Origin of the sequence: Salmonella sp. 2018103, from assembly GCF_026247685.1 — a bacterium.
Classification (GTDB): Bacteria; Pseudomonadota; Gammaproteobacteria; order Enterobacterales; family Enterobacteriaceae; genus Salmonella; species Salmonella enterica.
Map to the genome: position 1 here is coordinate 2,206,561 of NZ_CP111029.1, position 18,060 is coordinate 2,224,620.

Annotated in this window: 19 protein-coding genes; 8 read left to right on the plus strand and 11 right to left on the minus strand. The window is 51.3% G+C overall.

Going from position 1 to position 18,060, the window contains the following annotated elements; genetic code table 11:
• Positions 1-15: 15 nt before the first annotated feature.
• Both OLG56_RS10710 and OLG56_RS10715 read left to right on the plus strand, forming a co-directional pair.
• Positions 16-1,395: an MFS transporter gene (locus OLG56_RS10710; protein WP_000192118.1), complete on the plus strand. Its 1,380-nt coding sequence runs from the start codon at positions 16-18 to the stop codon at positions 1,393-1,395.
• A 143-nt stretch (positions 1,396-1,538) separates the two neighbouring features.
• Positions 1,539-3,005: a mannitol dehydrogenase family protein gene (locus tag OLG56_RS10715; protein WP_061386801.1), complete on the plus strand. Its 1,467-nt coding sequence runs from the start codon at positions 1,539-1,541 to the stop codon at positions 3,003-3,005.
• 66 nt (positions 3,006-3,071) lie between these two features.
• On the opposite strand, the gene ydfZ is transcribed toward OLG56_RS10715, so the two are convergent.
• From ydfZ to ydfG, 3 genes are all read right to left on the minus strand, one after another.
• Positions 3,072-3,275, minus strand: coding sequence for a putative selenium delivery protein YdfZ (ydfZ, locus tag OLG56_RS10720; RefSeq protein WP_000989267.1), 204 nt, complete (start codon positions 3,273-3,275; stop codon positions 3,072-3,074).
• A gap of 180 nt (positions 3,276-3,455) precedes the next feature.
• The gene (locus OLG56_RS10725; protein WP_000215562.1) at positions 3,456-4,142 is read right to left on the minus strand and encodes a GntR family transcriptional regulator; all 687 of its coding nucleotides are present in this window, start codon (positions 4,140-4,142) and stop codon (positions 3,456-3,458) included.
• A 129-nt stretch (positions 4,143-4,271) separates the two neighbouring features.
• On the minus strand, positions 4,272-5,018 hold the full coding sequence (ydfG, locus tag OLG56_RS10730) for a bifunctional NADP-dependent 3-hydroxy acid dehydrogenase/3-hydroxypropionate dehydrogenase YdfG (protein ID WP_000636564.1): 747 nt from the start codon (positions 5,016-5,018) through the stop codon (positions 4,272-4,274).
• 138 nt (positions 5,019-5,156) lie between these two features.
• Between ydfG and dcp the strand changes: the two genes are divergently transcribed.
• Together dcp and OLG56_RS10740 are read left to right on the plus strand one after the other, a co-directional pair.
• Positions 5,157-7,199, plus strand: a complete 2,043-nt coding sequence (gene dcp, locus OLG56_RS10735) for a peptidyl-dipeptidase Dcp (RefSeq protein ID WP_061377333.1) — start codon at positions 5,157-5,159, stop codon at positions 7,197-7,199.
• Between the two features lie 344 nt (positions 7,200-7,543).
• Entirely contained in the window at positions 7,544-7,726 is a 183-nt protein-coding gene (locus OLG56_RS10740; protein ID WP_000807642.1) for a con-10 family general stress protein, read from the plus strand.
• A 119-nt stretch (positions 7,727-7,845) separates the two neighbouring features.
• On the opposite strand, the gene OLG56_RS10745 is transcribed toward OLG56_RS10740, so the two are convergent.
• A complete protein-coding gene (locus tag OLG56_RS10745) occupies positions 7,846-8,373 on the minus strand; it encodes a 2-oxo-tetronate isomerase (RefSeq protein WP_001235359.1) in 528 nt (175 codons plus the stop codon).
• 426 nt (positions 8,374-8,799) lie between these two features.
• On the opposite strand from OLG56_RS10745, the gene OLG56_RS10750 reads away from it, so the two are divergent.
• Positions 8,800-9,192 (plus strand): YdeI family stress tolerance OB fold protein, encoded by a 393-nt coding sequence (locus OLG56_RS10750; protein ID WP_000775494.1) that lies wholly within the window; start codon positions 8,800-8,802, stop codon positions 9,190-9,192.
• Between the two features lie 348 nt (positions 9,193-9,540).
• On the opposite strand, the gene mgtS is transcribed toward OLG56_RS10750, so the two are convergent.
• Together mgtS and ydeE are read right to left on the minus strand one after the other, a co-directional pair.
• Positions 9,541-9,636, minus strand: a complete 96-nt coding sequence (gene mgtS, locus OLG56_RS10755) for a protein MgtS (protein ID WP_000901531.1) — start codon at positions 9,634-9,636, stop codon at positions 9,541-9,543.
• Between the two features lie 246 nt (positions 9,637-9,882).
• Positions 9,883-11,070 (minus strand): efflux MFS transporter YdeE, encoded by a 1,188-nt coding sequence (ydeE, locus tag OLG56_RS10760; protein WP_061377332.1) that lies wholly within the window; start codon positions 11,068-11,070, stop codon positions 9,883-9,885.
• A gap of 227 nt (positions 11,071-11,297) precedes the next feature.
• Between ydeE and eamA the strand changes: the two genes are divergently transcribed.
• Positions 11,298-12,200 carry an O-acetylserine/cysteine exporter gene (gene eamA, locus OLG56_RS10765; protein WP_000987753.1) on the plus strand — a complete coding sequence of 301 codons (903 nt, stop codon included), beginning with the start codon at positions 11,298-11,300 and terminating at the stop codon, positions 12,198-12,200.
• A gap of 117 nt (positions 12,201-12,317) precedes the next feature.
• Here the strand turns inward: eamA and marB are convergent, their stop codons facing one another.
• From marB to marR, 3 genes are read right to left on the minus strand one after another with little or no spacing between them, the layout of a single operon-like run.
• Entirely contained in the window at positions 12,318-12,533 is a 216-nt protein-coding gene (gene marB, locus OLG56_RS10770) for a multiple antibiotic resistance protein MarB (protein ID WP_000783049.1), read from the minus strand.
• A 28-nt stretch (positions 12,534-12,561) separates the two neighbouring features.
• Positions 12,562-12,945: an MDR efflux pump AcrAB transcriptional activator MarA gene (marA, locus tag OLG56_RS10775; protein ID WP_000091194.1), complete on the minus strand. Its 384-nt coding sequence runs from the start codon at positions 12,943-12,945 to the stop codon at positions 12,562-12,564.
• A 19-nt stretch (positions 12,946-12,964) separates the two neighbouring features.
• Complete coding sequence (gene marR / locus OLG56_RS10780) at positions 12,965-13,399, minus strand: multiple antibiotic resistance transcriptional regulator MarR (protein ID WP_000843434.1); 435 nt, start codon at positions 13,397-13,399, stop codon at positions 12,965-12,967.
• Between the two features lie 258 nt (positions 13,400-13,657).
• On the opposite strand from marR, the gene OLG56_RS10785 reads away from it, so the two are divergent.
• Complete coding sequence (locus tag OLG56_RS10785; RefSeq protein ID WP_000968968.1) at positions 13,658-14,323, plus strand: MarC family NAAT transporter; 666 nt, start codon at positions 13,658-13,660, stop codon at positions 14,321-14,323.
• Between the two features lie 46 nt (positions 14,324-14,369).
• On the opposite strand, the gene OLG56_RS10790 is transcribed toward OLG56_RS10785, so the two are convergent.
• Complete coding sequence (locus OLG56_RS10790; RefSeq protein WP_000154613.1) at positions 14,370-15,560, minus strand: sugar transporter; 1,191 nt, start codon at positions 15,558-15,560, stop codon at positions 14,370-14,372.
• Between the two features lie 115 nt (positions 15,561-15,675).
• Positions 15,676-16,548, minus strand: a complete 873-nt coding sequence (gene ptrR, locus OLG56_RS10795; RefSeq protein WP_061377330.1) for a putrescine utilization regulator PtrR — start codon at positions 16,546-16,548, stop codon at positions 15,676-15,678.
• 102 nt (positions 16,549-16,650) lie between these two features.
• On the opposite strand from ptrR, the gene sad reads away from it, so the two are divergent.
• Positions 16,651-18,039, plus strand: a complete 1,389-nt coding sequence (gene sad / locus OLG56_RS10800; RefSeq protein ID WP_061377329.1) for a succinate-semialdehyde dehydrogenase — start codon at positions 16,651-16,653, stop codon at positions 18,037-18,039.
• Positions 18,040-18,060: the final 21 nt, after the last annotated feature.

An 18,060-nucleotide genomic window follows, 5' to 3' on the forward strand; every position in this document is an offset into this window, starting at 1 on the left:
TTAGAGATTGCCTATATGACACAAATAAAGCATGAACGATCGACTCAGGATTTAGTGCGCGCTGCCGTATCTGGCTGGTTAGGCACCGCGCTTGAATTTATGGATTTTCAGTTATATTCACTAGGCGCGGCTCTGGTCTTCCATGAGATATTTTTTCCGGAACAGTCTGCCGCGATGGCGCTTATCCTGGCAATGGGCACCTATGGTGCAGGTTATATAGCCAGAATCATCGGCGCCTTTGTTTTTGGTAAAATGGGCGACCGCATCGGACGAAAAAAAGTGTTGTTTATTACCATCACCATGATGGGGATCTGCACCACGCTGATTGGCGTACTGCCGACGTATGCGCAAATCGGCATTTTTGCGCCAGTATTACTGGTGACATTGCGAATTATACAGGGGCTGGGCGCCGGGGCGGAAATTTCCGGCGCGGGTACCATGCTGGCCGAGTATGCGCCGAAAGGAAAGCGTGGCATTATTTCCTCGCTGGTTGCTATGGGCACCAACTGCGGTACGTTGAGCGCGACGGCGATCTGGGCGGTGATGTTCTTTGCGCTTGAACGCGAACAGCTGATCGCCTGGGGATGGCGTATTCCTTTCCTGGCGAGCGTCGTTGTCATGATATTCGCGATCTGGCTGCGAATGAATCTGAAAGAAAGTCCGGTATTCGAAAAAGTAAGCGAAGGCGAAAAATCGCCAGCGTTAACGCCTGCGTCAGAAAATACATTGGGCGCGATGTTTACCAGCAAATCTTTCTGGCTGGCCACCGGTTTACGTTTTGGACAAGCTGGGAATTCGGGGCTTATTCAAACCTTCCTTGCCGGATATTTAGTTCAGACGTTATTATTTAACAAATCTATCCCAACCGATGCGTTAATGATAAGTTCCGTAATTGGTTTTATCACTATCCCACTCTTGGGGTGGTTGTCCGATAAATACGGTCGTCGGCTGCCGTATATAATATTGAATATCTCCGCGATTATTCTCGCCTGGCCGATGCTGTCTATTGTGGTAGATAAAACGTATAGCCCTGGCGTAATTATGGCGGCGCTCATTGTTATTCATAACTTTGCCGTGCTGGGATTATTTGCGCTGGAAAACATCACCATGGCGGAAATTTTCGGATCGCGTAATCGCTTCACCCGGATGGCGATTTCAAAAGAGGCAGGGGGGCTGGTGGCGGTCGGTTTTGGCCCCGTCCTCGCAGGGATCTTTTGTAACATGACCGATTCCTGGCTGCCCATCTTAATTATGCTGGTGCTCTACTCGTGTATTGGTCTGATTTCTGCGTTGTTGATGCCGGAGGTCAGAGATCGCGATCTGAGCTTGCCTGAGGATGCGGCGGAAGCGACAGCGGCAGAGAAGTTACGCCACTCCGCAACCCAGACGAGTTAAATCGTGTCGACGGTATGGCCGGAACGCTAATGCGGTTTCGGCCATGCTGCCCGGTCACTTTTGTTTAATTAGCGTAAATCCAAATGTACCAGGGCAGGCGTTACTCTGCGACTGTTCCGCTTTCAGAATATAGAGGTTATAAAATGCAAAACAGGCTTTTATCGGCAAAGGCGACGCTTCCTGATTACGATCGCGCGGCGCTGGTGGCGCGGATGGTCCATCTCGGTTTTGGCGCGTTTCATCGCGCGCATCAGGGGGTTTATACAGATATTCTGGCTGCGGAGCAGCATAGCGACTGGGGCTATTATGAGGTTAATCTTATTGGCGGCGAACAGCAGATTGCCGATCTAAAGCAGCAGGATAACCTCTATACCGTGGCGGAGATGTCGGCGGAAGCCTGGACGGCGCGTGTGGTGGGCGTCGTCAAGGCGGCGTTGCATGTCCAGGTTGATGGTCTGGAACGTGTGCTGGCGGCGATGTGCGAACCGCAAATAGCGATTGTGTCTCTGACCATTACCGAGAAAGGGTATTGTCATTCGCCAGCCACGGGCCAACTTCTGCTGGAGCATCCCATGATTGCCGCCGACCTGCAAAATCCGCATCAACCGCTAACGGCACCGGGTATTATTGTCGAAGCGTTAGCGCGTCGTAAAGCCGCAGGCTTACCGGCATTTACCGTGATGTCCTGCGATAACATGCCGGAAAATGGGCATGTGACGCGTCAGGTTGTGACGGCTTACGCCCGGGAGGTGGATGCGGAACTGGCGATATGGATCGAGCAAAACGTGACATTTCCGTCAACCATGGTTGATCGGATTGTCCCTGCGGTCACGCCGGAGACGCTGGATAAAATCGAACAACTGACCGGCGTGCGCGATCCGGCGGGCGTCGCCTGTGAACCGTTTCGCCAGTGGGTGATAGAAGATACGTTTGTGGCGGGTCGTCCGCAGTGGGAAAACGCGGGCGCGACGTTGGTCGCCGACGTGGTTCCGTTTGAAGAGATGAAACTGCGAATGCTTAACGGCAGTCATTCATTCCTGGCTTATCTGGGGTATCTTGCCGGCTATCAGCATATTAATGACTGCATGGCTGACGACAACTATCGTCTGACCGCGCAGGCGTTAATGTTACGCGAGCAGGCGCCAACGCTGAAAGTCCAGGGGGTAGATTTACAGCGTTATGCCGATCAGTTGATTGCGCGTTACCGTAATCCGGCGCTGCGTCATCGTACCTGGCAGATTGCGATGGATGGTAGCCAGAAACTTCCGCAGCGTATGCTGGACTCCGTTCGCTGGCATCTTGCTAATCATAGCGATTTTGATTTGCTGGCACTGGGCGTGGCGGGGTGGATGCGTTACGTTGGCGGCGTGGATGAGCAGGGCAAGGCGATCGACATTAGCGATCCGCTATTGCCGGTTATTCAGCGCGCCGTGGCAAACAGTGAAGAAGGCGCAAGTCGTGTTAAGGCGCTGCTGGGAATGGCTGAAATTTTCGGCAACGATTTGCCGCAGGCGGCGCGGTTTACGCAAAAAGTGCAAGAAGCCTATGACAGTTTACTGACATATGGCGCGAAAGCGAGCGTGGCGGAATATGCCGAGCGGTTGAAGTAGCGCAACAGAGACCCGGTAGCATTATGCTACCGGGAAGGCCGGAGCGGTTCTTAGCGGCCAGTGGTATCAGTTCATGCCAAGACGGATCAGTTCGACCGGCGCGAATTTACCTTCACAACCTTCGACAATCACCGTTTTGCCGCGGCGAATTTGACCTGCATCCAGACCTTCGCTCTCAATGGCTTTGATAATCCCGGTATGACCCGTGCCGCTTATCATGACCCGGCTACCGGTAGTGATTGCGTTACGGTTACGATCGTATGTCATCATGGTGTTTTCTCCTTTCAAACTTACAGCCAAAGCCCGCAGGTTTCCCCGCATGACGGGCGACATATAAATACGCTTATCGTTGCGAATTTTTTTTGTTTTTGATCAAGCTCACGGCTTTTTAGGCGGGAATGTGCAGGGTGAGAAAGCGGAGAAGGCGTCTCACCCCGACGTTAAAGGGGGTTAGTCTTCGCTAAACCAGCCGCTGTTTTCCTGACGGATAAGCTGGACGGATTCGCTAATTTCCTGCAAATGCTGGGTCATTGCGCTCTCAACCGCATTGCCGTCACGATTTTCCAGCGCGGAGAAAATATCATGGTGCTGGCGCAACAACATCTCCGGCGGAGAAACATGATCCAGACTCATATAGCGAACCCGGTCGATTGTCGCTTTGATATTTTCAATGGTATCCCACGCTAACTGGCAATCGGCGATCTGCGCCAGCTTTTGGTGGAAATCGTCATCAAGCTGGAAAAAATCATCAATCTGTTTGCGCTCGATGGCAATATGTTGCAGGTGCAGGTTTTGCGCCAGCTGATAGCACTGGTTGTCGGTGATCATCGCCGCCGCACGGCGGACCACCGCGCATTCGATCGCCTGCCGTACAAAACAGCCATTCTGTACCTGAGAAAGCGAAATCTTATTCACATAACTACCGCGCTGAGGGCGGATCTGAATCAACCCATTTTCCGCCAGCTTTATAAAAGCCTCGCGCACCGGTTGACGCGAAACGTTAAAACGGGTTGAGACCTCTTTTTCTGATAGCGGCGTGCCAGGCGGGATAAGACAATGCACGATATCACGCCGAAGAATACGGTAAATTTGCTGGTTGACAGGCTGTGTAGGGTTAAGCTGCGTTTCGACGGTCATTCATTCTTACTTTTTAGGCGGTTGACCCGGATACTCTACCACTTTTCCGTGGTGGTCTATACCGATCATGTTTCTGGTTGCAGATACGTTTGCCAGGGATTACCCGGCCCGCAGACCGGGTATAACCCCTTAGCTACGGTGGACGCTGAGCCCTGCGAAGGATTGGGTAACAGGCATCATTTCAACGGTATTAATATTCACATGCGCGGGGAGTGTGGCCACCCACCATACCGCTTCGGTAATGTCTTCTGGCGTGAGCGCGGTGGTATTTTCGTAGGTTTTACCCGCTTTCTCATCGTCGCCTTTGAAACGGACGCTGGAAAACTCGGTACCGCCAACCAGACCCGGTTCAATGTCGGTCACGCGAACCGCCGTGCCGTGTAAATCCGTGCGCAAATTCAGGCTAAACTGGCGCACAAAGGCTTTCGTCGCGCCATAGACGTTGCCACCAGCATAAGGCCAACTGCCGGCGGTTGAACCGATGTTAATGATATGACCGCGATTACGTTCGACCATTCCTGGCAGCACGGCGCGGGTCATATAAATTAAGCCTTTATTATTAGTATCGATCATAGTTTCCCAGTCTTCTACGCTGGCTTTATGCGCCGGTTCAAGACCCAGCGCCAGACCGGCGTTATTGACCAGCACATCAATATCGCGCCACTGCGCAGGCAGAGAGGCCATCATCTCTTCGATGGCCGCGCGGTTGCGCACGTCCAGTTGGGCGGTCAATACGTTCTCGCCAAGCTCATCTTTTAACGCTTGCAGGCGTTCATGACGACGTCCCGTGGCAATGACTTTATGTCCATTCTCAACAAAACGGCGTGCAATGCACTCGCCAAACCCTGCGGTTGCTCCAGTTACTAAAACGATCATCACACAGTTCCTCAACGCTTTTTGTGTTGTATTACCATAGCACGCGGCGTTTATGAAAGGGTAATCCTGGTTAACACGGTTGCGGTCAGCATAGGGGGAAGCTTACTCTTATGATCAACCTATTTTCAGGAGTGAAAAATGTCGACGAATCCTTTGTTAGACCAGAGTATGTTGCCTTATCAGGCACCGCGTTTTGATCGGATCAAAGATTGCCATTATCGTCCTGCTTTTGATGAGGGCGTGCGGCAAAAACGCGTGAAAATCGAGGCCATCGTCAATCATCCGGCGGCCCCTGATTTTACGAATACGCTTCTGGCGCTGGAGCAAAGCGGGGCGCTTCTGTCACGCGTCACCAGCGTTTTTTTCGCGATGACGGCCGCGCACACTAACGATGAACTCCAGCGGTTGGATGAGGCCTTTTCTGCCGAGCTGGCGGCGCTCTCCAACGATATTTATCTGAATAGCGCGTTATTCGCTCGCGTGGATGCCGTCTGGCAACAGCGTCACTCACTGGGGCTGGATGATGAGTCGCTACGGTTGGTCGATGTGATCCATCAGCGTTTTGTGTTGGCAGGTGCGCAGCTTGCCGAAGAGGATAAAGCGCGACTGAAGGTATTGAATACTGAATCCGCGACCTTAATGAGTCAGTTTAATCAGCGTCTGCTGGCGGCAAGTAAAGCGGGCGGGCTGGCGGTCGATGACGCGCATTGCCTGGCAGGATTAAGCCCGGAAGAAATGACCGTCGCTGCTGAAGCGGCGCGTGAAAAAGGCCTGGAGGAGCGCTGGTTCATTCCGCTCCTTAATACGACGCAACAGCCTGCGCTTGCTACACTGCGCGATCGCCAGACTCGCGAAAATTTATTCGCAGCGTCATGGACTCGGGCGGAAAAAGGAGATGCCCACGATACCCGCGCTATCGTTCAGCGTCTGGTAGAGATTCGTCGCTGTCAGGCAAAACTGCTGGGTTTCCCCAATTATGCCGCATGGAAAATGGCCGATCAGATGGCGAAAACGCCGCAAGCCGCACTGAGCTTTATGCGTGGCATTGTGCCGCCAGCGCGTCAGCGCGTACTCAATGAACAGGCGGAAATTCAGAACGTCATTGATGGTGAGCAGGGCGGCTACACCGTTCAGGCCTGGGACTGGATGTTCTATGCCGAACAGGTACGGCGGGAAAAATATGCGTTAGATGAAGCGCAACTGAAGCCCTATTTTGCCTTAAATACGGTGTTACAAGAGGGGGTTTTCTGGACCGCCAACCAGCTATTCGGCATCACCTTCGTCGAGCGTTTTGACATTCCGGTGTACCACCCTGATGTTCGGGTGTGGGAGATTTTCGACTCCGATGGTGTCGGCATGGCGTTATTTTATGGCGACTTCTTCGCGCGGGACTCGAAAAGCGGCGGCGCGTGGATGGGGAATTTTGTCGAGCAATCCACACTCAACGAAACCCGGCCCGTTATATACAATGTTTGTAACTATCAGAAACCGGTTGATGGGCAGCCTGCATTACTGCTTTGGGACGACGTTATTACGCTCTTCCATGAGTTTGGTCATACGCTACATGGTTTGTTTGCCGTCCAACGCTATGCCACGCTTTCAGGTACCAATACGCCCCGCGACTTTGTTGAGTTTCCCTCCCAGATTAATGAGCATTGGGCGAGCCATCCGCGTGTGTTCGAACGCTACGCGCGTCATGTCGACAGCGGTGAAAAAATGCCTGCTGATTTACAGGAAAGAATGCGCAAGGCGAGTTTATTTAATAAAGGTTACGATATGACTGAATTGCTCGGCGCCGCATTGCTGGATATGCGCTGGCATATGCTGGAGGAGAGCGTAGCAGAGCAGTCTGTCGCTGAGTTCGAGCAGCAGGCGCTGGCCGCCGAGCATCTTGATTTACCGGCAGTGCCGCCCCGCTATCGCAGCAGTTATTTTGCCCATATCTTCGGCGGCGGCTACGCAGCGGGATACTACGCCTACCTGTGGACGCAAATGTTAGCGGATGACGGTTATCAATGGTTTGTAGAGCAGGGCGGCCTGACGCGTGAAAACGGGCAGCGTTTTCGTGATGCTATCCTTTCCCGGGGGAATAGTACTGATTTAGAAACGCTTTATTCAGCCTGGCGTGGACATGAACCGCATATTGACCCCATGTTACAATATCGTGGGCTCGATCGCTAAGCTGATACGGTTGTTCGGCACTGTCGAACAACCGCCTGAAAATGAATCCTGCACTTCTGATGACAGCCAGTTAAATTTATGGGGTTAAATTGTCTGAATATAACAAGGGCGTGCATTCGGATTTTTCTACTTATTTTTTCGTGGTGGCTTGATTGCCAAAGATTTATTACCGCTTCGCTGTTGATGTTTTCAAAAAATATATTTTCCGCCATGTATCGGCGTTATGTAAATAATGCAGAAATGAATTTGACACTGCGCACAGGGCGACTAGATTTAGAACTGTATCACATGATATGAGAAGACATATCATATTTAAAACGCAACATCATCATGAGGATTATATTATGGCAGAACATCGCGGCGGTTCCGGTAATTTTGCAGAAGATAAAGAGAAAGCCTCAGAAGCAGGTCGTAAAGGCGGCCAGCATAGCGGTGGGAACTTTAAAAACGACCCACAGCGTGCATCTGAAGCGGGTAAAAAAGGTGGCCAGAATAGCCACAGTGGCGGACGGAAATCCGGCAATTAATTTTACTCCTGATATTTCGTAAATATATTCTGAAATATTGCGCATACGATGCGGGCCATAGGCTCGCATTTTTTTATTCTGACCGGGAGTTATTCTGACCGGTCAGATGAAATTATTTTTTATGCTTTCTTCGTTAACAGAAAAAGCAATTCAGCGAGGGCGAAGCGTACGCATTTTTCCAATACTTCCTGACAATCTCCGTTGAAATGTTGTCGGCTTGTAAAAGTTGTATTGTTAATATTCCAGGCAAACCAAACGGTGCCCGCCGGCGTGCCATCTTCGCCGCCTTCCGGACCGCCATAGCCGCTGATCGCTATGCTGATATTGACCTCAGCCTGATCCTTAGCGCCCTGTGCCATTTCAGTAACGACCGCTTCGCTGACGGCGGTATGTTCGGCAAGACTGTGGCGTTGTACGCGCAAGATTTTTGCTTTGGCTTCATCAGTAAAGGTGACATAACCCACACCGTAAAATGAGGGCGTATCTTCTGCTGCGCACAATGCTGAAGCCAGTTTCCCGCCAGTGCAGGATTCTGCAGTGGTCAGACGGAGTTTCTGGTTAACCAGTAAATGACCAAGTTTTTTTGTCAGGCTATCGATGGTTTCGGCTTCATCAAGGGTGACAATATCGTGCTGTTCTAATCTCATCGTTTATTTTTCCGTTACAGAGACAAATGAAATATGTTCGTTCTTCTCAAGTATGGCATATTTATTTTATGACATTGTCAGTGAATGATTATTTTATCCAGTTACCAACAAACCCGCTGTTGCATAACTTGCTTACTTTTCTGCGGCGATGACTGTCATTGATTATGCGTAAGGCCATTATCCTCAAAAAATAAAGCCGATTATTCTGAATTGCTATCAAGACGTTGATGCATATGACTTCAGCGATGTGGCGAGTTAACTATTACGCCGTTACGCTTTCGTGCTCACCGGCGCTGATATCGGTTGCATATTAATCCGGATGGGTTGATTTTATTGCTTAATATCCTGCGGGTAAATTCATGTTTGTAAAAACTAAAAATAGCGGCCAGACTTAATACGTCAAATAGACGTTATTAAGGAGAGAGCATGAAACTACCGGTGGCTGCATTTTTAAGTTTGCTGATAATGCCTTACGCGCTAGCGGATGATCAAGGGGGATTAAAAAAAGACGTGGCGCCGCCGCCGCCTCATGCTATTGAGGATGGTTATCGCGGTACGGATGATGCAGAAAAAATGACCATCGAACAGGCAAAAACCCTGCATGATGGCGCGACCGTTTCGCTGCGCGGCAACCTTATTGATCATAAAGGCGACGATCGCTATGTATTTCGTGATAAATCCGGCGAGATTAACGTGATAATTCCTTCCGCCGTATTTGATGGGCGGGAAGTTCAGCCGGATCAAATGATCAACATTAACGGTAGTCTGGACAAGAAAGCGAAGGAACCGCTTGTTCGCGTGAACCGACTGCAAAAATAACGCGCGCTAACCGGCAATCTCCAGGTCAGCCATACGAGGCACGCGGCTGGCCTGATACCATGGGTCTTGTAAAAGCGCCTGGGGGACAAAAAGATCCCATAATGTCTTATTCAGGTCTGGTTGCGTATCGTTTAAGCTTCATTGATATTGACGGTGCTACAGTCGTTAGCGATCCGTTATCCTCGCAAGAATTTGCCCGGTAGCGTATAAGCAAAACACAAATCTATCCATGCAAGCATTTACCGCTGGTGAACCGGCGGTTTTTTTTTGCCTGCCATCCAGACAAAAGCGGCCCCTTGCGCAACGATGCAGCAAGGGGCCGGCTCTGCGAGGGATTATCTCCGTTCATTAATCATCCCATTTGTGACTGAACCAGGCGGCCAGAAATCCGGAAAATAAAATAATTCCTAATACAACGATAAAAAGGTTAATACTGCCTAACATCTCGTTTCTCCTTATTTTAGCGTGCATCCTCTTTTTTAAAAAACCTCGTACAGACTATAGTACTAATTTATACTTAAGCAAGTCTGGATTGCGTATTTATTTTACTGGAAGGGTAAAGCATTAGAATATTTTCGTCAGCGCCCAGGAATATTCCTGAATTATCGCAGTGACAGCAGATAATTAGCCTGCAATATATAGGGTTAACCCAGTGCGCCAGAAACAGCGCACATGACTGGCTGCAGATAATTAACAGGTGATAGCCTGTTGCGTAGGGGTAATCCGCATTCCTTTTAACATCAGTGCCCAGGCGAACACAATGGCGATTATCAGGACAACGAAAAGCGACCAGGCGGGAAGCGTCGTCAGGATGACGCCGCTGGCCAGCGGGTTTACCGCCGCACCCAGCCAGCCCAACGATTGCGCTGAAAAATAGCTGGCTTTCATCCCGGCAGGCGCAATGTTGTCAATTAACATATATTCGCCGGGGGCATAAATAATTTCGCCAATCGTGAATACTGCCGCTGAAAGCCCCCAAAAAAACAGATTGTCGCCTGAAAAAATAAATCCGATGAGCCCAGCGATAAAAAAGACGGTGCCGGTCGTCATCATTGGTCGAATATTGACGGCGGTAAGTCGACGGCCCACGGCGTATTGCAAACTGACCACAATAACCGCATTAACCGGCAGGACGACGGCTACCACTTTTTCCGCGAAGCCGCTATCGGCAACGACCATAACGTACTGTGAAATACAGGACGCAAAGGCGCCCCCCACAAAGGAGGCCAGAAATGCCGAAAGCGTAAACCACAATAATGCTTTGTCGCGCAGCAGAACGGAGGGAGACCAGATAGTGGCATTTTTCCCCTCGCTGGCGGCAACCGAACGTGTCACCCATACCTGAATAAAGACCAGCGGAAATGCGGAACAGATAGCGGCAAGCCAGAAGGGTAAATTGATGCTTTGCATCACCAGCAGCGTGCCGAGCGGCGGGCCAACCGTCCAGCCGATATTGAGTACGGTATAGTTGAGCGAAAAAATCCGTGTTTTTGTTGTCGCGGTGAGATTATCGGCGAACCAGGCCTTCAGGACGGTAGAAAAAACCGAATAGGCGCAGTTAATAAGCGCAAAAAGCAGGACAACCAGTACGACATTATGCACCATTGGGATGGCGATAAATCCGCAGGCGAAGGCGATAATCGCGAGTAACATGTAGCGCTTTTTATCAAACTTGTCCGCCAGAATCCCAAAGCCAAGACTAAAAATGACGCCAATCGTTAACGCGCTGGTCAGCGCGTAGCCAATCAGATCCACGCCTAAACCGTACTGACGGTTAAGATAGATGGTCATAAAGGGGAGCGTGGCGCCGCGTCCAATTGTCAATAACAGCGATGAGGCGAGTAGAGCCAACGTCGAACGTCTCAATCCTGGATTCATTTTTCCTGCCTGAAATGGAGGTTACGTATCGGGACGTTTTAATCTACCGTGCCCGCAAAAGCATGATGTCTATACGCTATAGCGTAGTCTTAACATACCATAACGCAGGATTTTGCCCATCGTGTGTTGTTCAATGCCATGCTCACGGTAAAAAGAAAAGTCCTGTTATGGCGCACTGATTTCCGATAACTTACCTTTTTACAAAATTTTAATAATGACAGGGGCCGATGATGTCGCGTAAAGACGGTTTTTTGGCGTTACTGGTGGTTGTCGTATGGGGGCTCAATTTTGTTGTCATCAAAGTAGGCCTGCACCATATGCCGCCATTATTGCTGGCAGGATTACGATTTTTACTGGTGGCGTTTCCGGCAATTTTCTTTGTCGCCCGGCCTAAAGTCCCGCTTACGCTGTTGCTGGGCTATGGGCTGACGATAAGCTTTGGGCAGTTCGCCTTTCTCTTTTGCGCGATAAAGTTTGGTATGCCCGCAGGACTGGCGTCGTTGGTATTACAGGCGCAGGCCTTTTTTACCATGGCTTTGGGGGCGTTTGTTTTTAGCGAGCGGTTACAACGTAAGCAGTTGGCGGGAATCGCCCTGGCGATTATAGGTGTTCTGGTATTGATTGAAGCCAGTCTCAACGGACAACATATAGCGATGTCGGGATTTATGCTGACTCTGGCGGCGGCATTTAGCTGGGCCTGCGGCAATATCTTTAATAAAAAAATTATGCAACATAGTCCGCGCCCGGCGGTGATGTCGCTGGTGGTCTGGAGCGCGCTGATCCCGATCCTGCCGTTCCTGCTGTCATCGCTGCTACTGGAGGGGGCGGATCACATTACGCAAAGCCTTATTACCATCGATATGACGACGATATTGTCGCTGCTTTATCTGGCTTTTGTCGCCACTATACTTGGCTACGGCATCTGGGGCACGTTACTGGGGCGCTATGAGACCTGGCGCGTGGCGCCGTTATCATTGCTGGTGCCGGTAGTCGGGCTGGCGAGCGCTGCGGTGTTACTCGGGGAAACGTTGACCGGGATGCAGCTTGCGGGCGCAGTACTGATTATGGCTGGACTCTATATCAATGTGTTTGGATTTCGTGTGCGCCGTACTGCGCGCGTCAGGGGATGAGGCATTATGTTACTAAGAAGACAAACGCTAATTTCAGACTATGCCGCGAGGTAATAGCGACGAACTCGTATAGCCAGACGGTACTAAAAAAATGCCCCGCAAAACGGGGCAAAGAGGTTAAAGGTGTTGGTCGTTATAATAGGGCACGCCTAATTCATCTGACTTATCGCTGTTCACGCTCACGGGGTGAAGGTCATTTGGCGGATCGCCCACACAGGGCAGCAGCATCACATCGCGGCTATTTTGCGCCACAGGTAACAAAGTTTGTTCTGCAATGCCATATCCGGAGGCGATAAGTAACAGACCCGGCAGGGCGGGAAACAGCATTTTCATGGTGCTCTTCGCGTGGCGCATAAACAAACTAGTAGTTGCCATGGTTCAGCGGCAGCATATACCGTGATTCGCCATGCATATTGGTGATCCGGTATTTGTGTGGCGGCACATCAAAATAGTTTTTGAACGTCCGGGTCAATGTTTGCTGTGACTCAAAGCCATAGCGTTCCGCCAGATAGAGAATGGGCTCGTTGCTCTCTTTTAATTTTTGCGCGATTTCCGTCATTTTACGGCTGCGGATGTATTGGCCTAATGAATGACCGGTCTCTTTTTTAAACATCCGTTGCAGGTGCCATTTGGAATATCCTGAACGCTCAGACACTTTTTCCAGTGAGAGCGGCGACTCCAGGTTATCCTCGATCCAGTCCAAAATGCTATGAATAGTAATAGCGTCAGTGTTGCGTCTGGACATCGTCATACCTCTTTTTTGTCTACGGCAGAATTTTCTTGAGCAAATACTCAAGCGTTGCCACTTCGTCCGCCGTTAAGTTTTTTGTTAATTCCTGATGCAGGTCTTGCCCTGGTCGTTGATGACATTGCTCACAAATTGCCGCGCCGTCCGGCGTTAGCTTCACCAGTACGCCGCGTTTGTCATTAGGATTCGGCAGTCTTTCGATCCAGCCTTTGCACAGCAGGCGATCGAGCATCCGCGTCAATGCGCCGAGATCGACAGACAGCACTTTTTTAAGTTCAACCGGGGTAATACATCCCGCGCAGCGTATCGAGCACAGCACTTTAAACTGTGTTGCGGTGATATCCAGCGGGGATAAATAGTTATTTAACAGGCGATCTTTTTTTTGATTTACCATGTAGATCAAGCGACCCAGCGGAATGATTTCATTGAACAGATCACTGGTGCTTTTCAAAATGGTTGCCCCGGCAAGTAATTAATTTCGTCAGATACTATTGCCTAGGCAAGTATAAGTCAACTAAATGAATTGACCGATGCCACGATTTGCTAAAAGGCGTCCGGAGTATTGTGTTGTGATAACTTGTAACTAATTGATAATTACAGGTTATATGTTGTAGAGGATATTAATTTGCACACTGGCGAAATGGCGCGCCTGGGCAATTTCACTTTATACTTCCGGTTCATGAAACGCTGATGGGTAAGAGATAGTATTATGATGGATTTGTTTAAAGCGATTGGATTGGGGCTGGTCGTACTGCTCCCGTTAGCCAATCCGCTAACCACCGTGGCGCTGTTTCTTGGCCTTGCGGGCAATATGAATAGTGCGGAACGCAACCGGCAGTCCTATATGGCTTCGGTTTATGTCTTCGCTATTATGATGGTGGCGTACTATGCCGGGCAGTTAGTCATGAACACCTTCGGTATTTCGATTCCAGGGCTACGGATCGCCGGGGGGTTAATCGTGGCGTTTATCGGCTTCAGAATGCTTTTCCCGCAGCAGAAGGCGCATGAGTCGCCGGAAGCGAAAAGCAAATCGGAGGAGCTGGCAGACGAACCGACGGCCAATATTGCGTTTGTTCCACTGGCTATGCCAAGCACCGCAGGACCGGGGACCATCGCAATGATCATCAGTTCCGCTTCCACGGTGCGTCATGGCGGCGAGTTTCCCGACTGGGTCATTATGGTCGCGCCGCCGATTATTTTTCTTGCCGTGGCGGTGATCCTGTGGGGATGTTTACGCAGTTCTGGCGCTATTATGCGGCTGGTGGGTAAAGGGGGGATTGAAGCGATCTCCCGCTTAATGGGATTCCTGCTGGTGTGTATGGGCGTGCAATTTATTATCAACGGCGTGTTGGAAATTATTAAAACGTACCACTAAGGCGCATTTTCGTCTGCCGGAAACCTGTTCCCGGCAGACGAATGTCTTAATGCGGTTGTTCTTCCAGCGTCACTGGCCATTTGCGGAATATGAGCACAGCCCATACCAGCGCGGCACAGGCGGGTATGGCGCCAATATAGCCGATGGCCGACATTGACCAGTGCAAACTCACCTGATTGCCTACCAGCGCGCCAGCGCCAATACCAATATTAAAGATGCCTGAAAATAGCGCCATTGCGACATCGGTCGCGTCCGGGGCCAGCGCCAGTACTTTCACCTGCATACCGAGCCCTATCACCATAATCGCGATGCCCCAGAAAATGCTCAGTATGGCCAGATGCGCTTCGCTATTCGCCGCAGGCAGCAGCAGAAGCAGACAGATAACCAGCAGGGCAATAGCGATACTGACGAGCGACGAGGCATGGCGATTACCCAGTTTACCAAACACAAGGCTGCCGATGATCCCGGCGCCGCCGAGGATCAGTAACAGGACGGTAGCAAAATTCGCACTGAGCCCGGCGACATTCTGAACGAACGGTTCAATATAGCTATAAGCGGTGTAATGCGCAGTCACCACAACGACGGTCAGTACATAGAGGCTCATCAGCGCCGGGCGCCGGAATAGCAAAGGTAAACTTTTTAGTGAGCCGGAATGCTCGCTCGGCAATTTCGGTAGAAGCTTAATCAGACATAGCAGCGTAATTAATGCGCCCATGCCGATGGCAAAAAAGGTGGTGCGCCAGCCAAAATACTGACCAACAACGCGACCTATCGGCAGCCCAAGCACCATGGCCAACGCGGTGCCGGTCGCTATCAGACTTAATGCCTGCGCGCGTTTCCCGGCAGGGGCCAGGCGGATCGCCAGCGAGGCGGTTATCGACCAGAAAATAGCGTGGGCGAAAGCGATACCAATACGGCTAATGACCAGCACGGTAAAGTTCCATGCCAGAAAGGAGAGCACATGGCTGGCAATAAACAAAACAAACAGACAAATTAGTAGCTTACGGCGCTCCATTTGACTGGTAAGAAGCATAAAAGGCAGCGACATGACGGCAACTACCCAGGCGTAAATGGTTAGCATGATGCCGACCTGCGCGGTTTGCATATGAAAGCTTTCAGCAATGTCTGATAGCAAACCAACCGGCACAAATTCTGTGGTATTGAAAATAAAAGCGGCAATAGCAAGCGTAACTACCCGTAGCCACGCGACCTTGCGGGAAACTGGATTGATTGTCATAAAAATATTTCGGGTTAGTTGCGAGAAGGTGAGACCGCGATCTTAAAACGTTTACTGGCGAAAAGACAATCATTTTGTGACCTGCTTCTCATTTACTTCGCAGGCCGTTTCGTCTTCAGTCGACGCTCGCCAGTTGGGCGTTAAGTAACTCGATAAAGGCCTCAAGCTGGCGCGTCATCGCCCCGCGCCGCCACATTAGCCAGGTGCTAAGCCAGCGCCACTTCTCCGCCAACGGCCAGGCCTCCACCTGATGATGTCCTGGCATACTGTTGAGCATACTTGCTGGCATCAGCGCAATACCTGCGCCGGCAATTACGCACGCCAACATTCCATGATATGACTCCATTTCGTGAATCGTACCGGGGGTCGCGCCATCGGCATGAAACCAGCTTTCGAAATGCCGTCGGTAAGAACAGTTGGCGCGAAAAGCATAGATGTTGCAACCATTCACCTCGCTGGCCCGCGAAACGACGGAATGGCCGTGTGGCGCGACGATCATCATCTCTTCCTGGTAAGCCGGTATACCTTCCAGCCCCGGATGCATTAGCGGGCCATCAATAAAGGCGGCGTTCAGCTTTCCTTCGAGCACGCCATCCAGCATGGCGCCGGAAGGACCGGTCGTTAACGCGAACTGAATTTTAGGGTAACGCTGGTTATAACCCGCCAGCAGCGCGGGGATACGTACGGCGGCAGTACTTTCTAACGCGCCGAGTGAAAACAGTCCTTGCGGTTCCTCTCCGGCAACCACCATGCGGGCTTCATCGACCAGCGCCAGGATCTGCTGGCTGTAACGTAAAAAGTTATGCCCGGCTGGTGACAGCCTGAGTCGCTGTTTTTCGCGAATAAACAGAGAGACGCCCAGGTCGGCTTCAAGCTGACGTATACGCGTGGTCAGGTTGGACGGAACGCGGTGTACTTTTGCCGCCGCCTGCGTAATGCTGCCCGTCAGAGCGACAGCGTTAAACATTTCCAGTTGCGTCAGGTCCATGGTTTTCTCAATTCGTGAATAGTCTGGTTAATATTATTCATTTTTCAGAAACGGTAAAGGGCGTCATGATGGTACAACTCCCCTGATAACGAGAGAAAGAACATGACCATGATGACTGCAACACAGGCGTTATCCGTGAATCCTGCGACCGGCCAGACGCTGGCGGCAATGCCCTGGGCTAACGCGCAAGAGATTGAACATGCGCTGAGTCTGGCGGCGAGCGGTTTTAAAAAGTGGAAAATGACATCGGTAGCGCAACGGGCGCAAACATTACGCGATATTGGTCAGGCGCTTCGCGCTCATGCAGAAGAGATGGCGCAATGTATTACGCGTGAAATGGGTAAACCCATAAAGCAGGCGCGTGCGGAAGTGACGAAATCCGCCGCGTTATGCGACTGGTATGCGGAACATGGCCCGGCAATGCTGAATCCTGAGCCTACGCTGGTAGAAAATCAGCAGGCGGTGATTGAATACCGTCCGCTGGGCGTCATTCTGGCGATAATGCCGTGGAATTTTCCTTTATGGCAGGTGTTACGCGGGGCAGTGCCGATACTGTTGGCGGGGAATAGCTACTTGTTAAAACATGCGCCCAATGTCACGGGTTGCGCGCAGATGATAGCCCGAATCTTGACGGAAGCCGGTACTCCTGCTGGCGTCTATGGATGGGTGAACGCCAATAATGAGGGCGTGAGTCAGATGATTAACGATCCGCGAATCGCGGCGGTGACGGTGACCGGTAGCGTGCGCGCCGGCGCGGCGATTGGTGCTCAGGCTGGGGCGGCGCTGAAAAAGTGCGTACTGGAACTGGGTGGCTCGGATCCGTTTATTGTACTCAATGATGCCGATCTCGAACTGGCGGTAAAAGCCGCGGTTGCAGGACGCTATCAAAACACCGGACAAGTCTGCGCCGCCGCCAAACGTTTTATTGTCGAAGAGGGCATTGCGCAGGCGTTTACCGATCGTTTTGTGGCGGCTGCCGCAGCATTAAAGATGGGTGATCCTCTGGTTGAAGAGAATGACCTGGGGCCGATGGCGCGCTCTGATTTGCGTGATGAACTCCATCAACAGGTGCAGGCTTCCGTCGCCGAAGGCGCACGGTTACTGTTGGGCGGGGAGAAAATCGCCGGGGAGGGCAACTATTATGCCGCGACCGTTCTGGCGGATGTCACACCTGACATGACGGCATTTCGTCAGGAACTTTTTGGGCCTGTTGCCGCCATTACCGTTGCAAAAGATGCGGCGCACGCCCTCGCGCTGGCGAATGACAGTGAGTTTGGCCTGTCGGCGACGATCTTTACCGCCGACGATACGCTGGCCGAGGAGATGGCGGCGCGTCTTGAGTGCGGCGGGGTATTCATTAATGGGTACAGCGCCAGCGATGCGCGTGTGGCATTCGGCGGGGTGAAGAAAAGCGGCTTCGGTCGCGAGCTTTCGCACTTTGGTTTACACGAATTTTGTAATGTGCAGACCGTCTGGAAGAACCGCGTCTAATCGCCCTGACGTCGCGTGGCG

What these genes read in the sequence shown, in the direction of transcription:
- OLG56_RS10710 (WP_000192118.1), top strand. Translation starts at nt 16, where the DNA reads ATGACACAAATAAAGCATGAACGATCGACTCAGGATTTAGTGCGCGCT.
- OLG56_RS10715 (WP_061386801.1), top strand. Translation starts at nt 1,539, where the DNA reads ATGCAAAACAGGCTTTTATCGGCAAAGGCGACGCTTCCTGATTACGAT.
- ydfZ (WP_000989267.1), bottom strand. Translation starts at nt 3,275, where the DNA reads ATGATGACATACGATCGTAACCGTAACGCAATCACTACCGGTAGCCGG.
- OLG56_RS10725 (WP_000215562.1), bottom strand. Translation starts at nt 4,142, where the DNA reads ATGACCGTCGAAACGCAGCTTAACCCTACACAGCCTGTCAACCAGCAA.
- ydfG (WP_000636564.1), bottom strand. Translation starts at nt 5,018, where the DNA reads ATGATCGTTTTAGTAACTGGAGCAACCGCAGGGTTTGGCGAGTGCATT.
- dcp (WP_061377333.1), top strand. Translation starts at nt 5,157, where the DNA reads ATGTCGACGAATCCTTTGTTAGACCAGAGTATGTTGCCTTATCAGGCA.
- OLG56_RS10740 (WP_000807642.1), top strand. Translation starts at nt 7,544, where the DNA reads ATGGCAGAACATCGCGGCGGTTCCGGTAATTTTGCAGAAGATAAAGAG.
- OLG56_RS10745 (WP_001235359.1), bottom strand. Translation starts at nt 8,373, where the DNA reads ATGAGATTAGAACAGCACGATATTGTCACCCTTGATGAAGCCGAAACC.
- OLG56_RS10750 (WP_000775494.1), top strand. Translation starts at nt 8,800, where the DNA reads ATGAAACTACCGGTGGCTGCATTTTTAAGTTTGCTGATAATGCCTTAC.
- mgtS (WP_000901531.1), bottom strand. Translation starts at nt 9,636, where the DNA reads ATGTTAGGCAGTATTAACCTTTTTATCGTTGTATTAGGAATTATTTTA.
- ydeE (WP_061377332.1), bottom strand. Translation starts at nt 11,070, where the DNA reads ATGAATCCAGGATTGAGACGTTCGACGTTGGCTCTACTCGCCTCATCG.
- eamA (WP_000987753.1), top strand. Translation starts at nt 11,298, where the DNA reads ATGATGTCGCGTAAAGACGGTTTTTTGGCGTTACTGGTGGTTGTCGTA.
- marB (WP_000783049.1), bottom strand. Translation starts at nt 12,533, where the DNA reads ATGAAAATGCTGTTTCCCGCCCTGCCGGGTCTGTTACTTATCGCCTCC.
- marA (WP_000091194.1), bottom strand. Translation starts at nt 12,945, where the DNA reads ATGTCCAGACGCAACACTGACGCTATTACTATTCATAGCATTTTGGAC.
- OLG56_RS10785 (WP_000968968.1), top strand. Translation starts at nt 13,658, where the DNA reads ATGATGGATTTGTTTAAAGCGATTGGATTGGGGCTGGTCGTACTGCTC.
- OLG56_RS10790 (WP_000154613.1), bottom strand. Translation starts at nt 15,560, where the DNA reads ATGACAATCAATCCAGTTTCCCGCAAGGTCGCGTGGCTACGGGTAGTT.
- ptrR (WP_061377330.1), bottom strand. Translation starts at nt 16,548, where the DNA reads ATGGACCTGACGCAACTGGAAATGTTTAACGCTGTCGCTCTGACGGGC.
- sad (WP_061377329.1), top strand. Translation starts at nt 16,651, where the DNA reads ATGACCATGATGACTGCAACACAGGCGTTATCCGTGAATCCTGCGACC.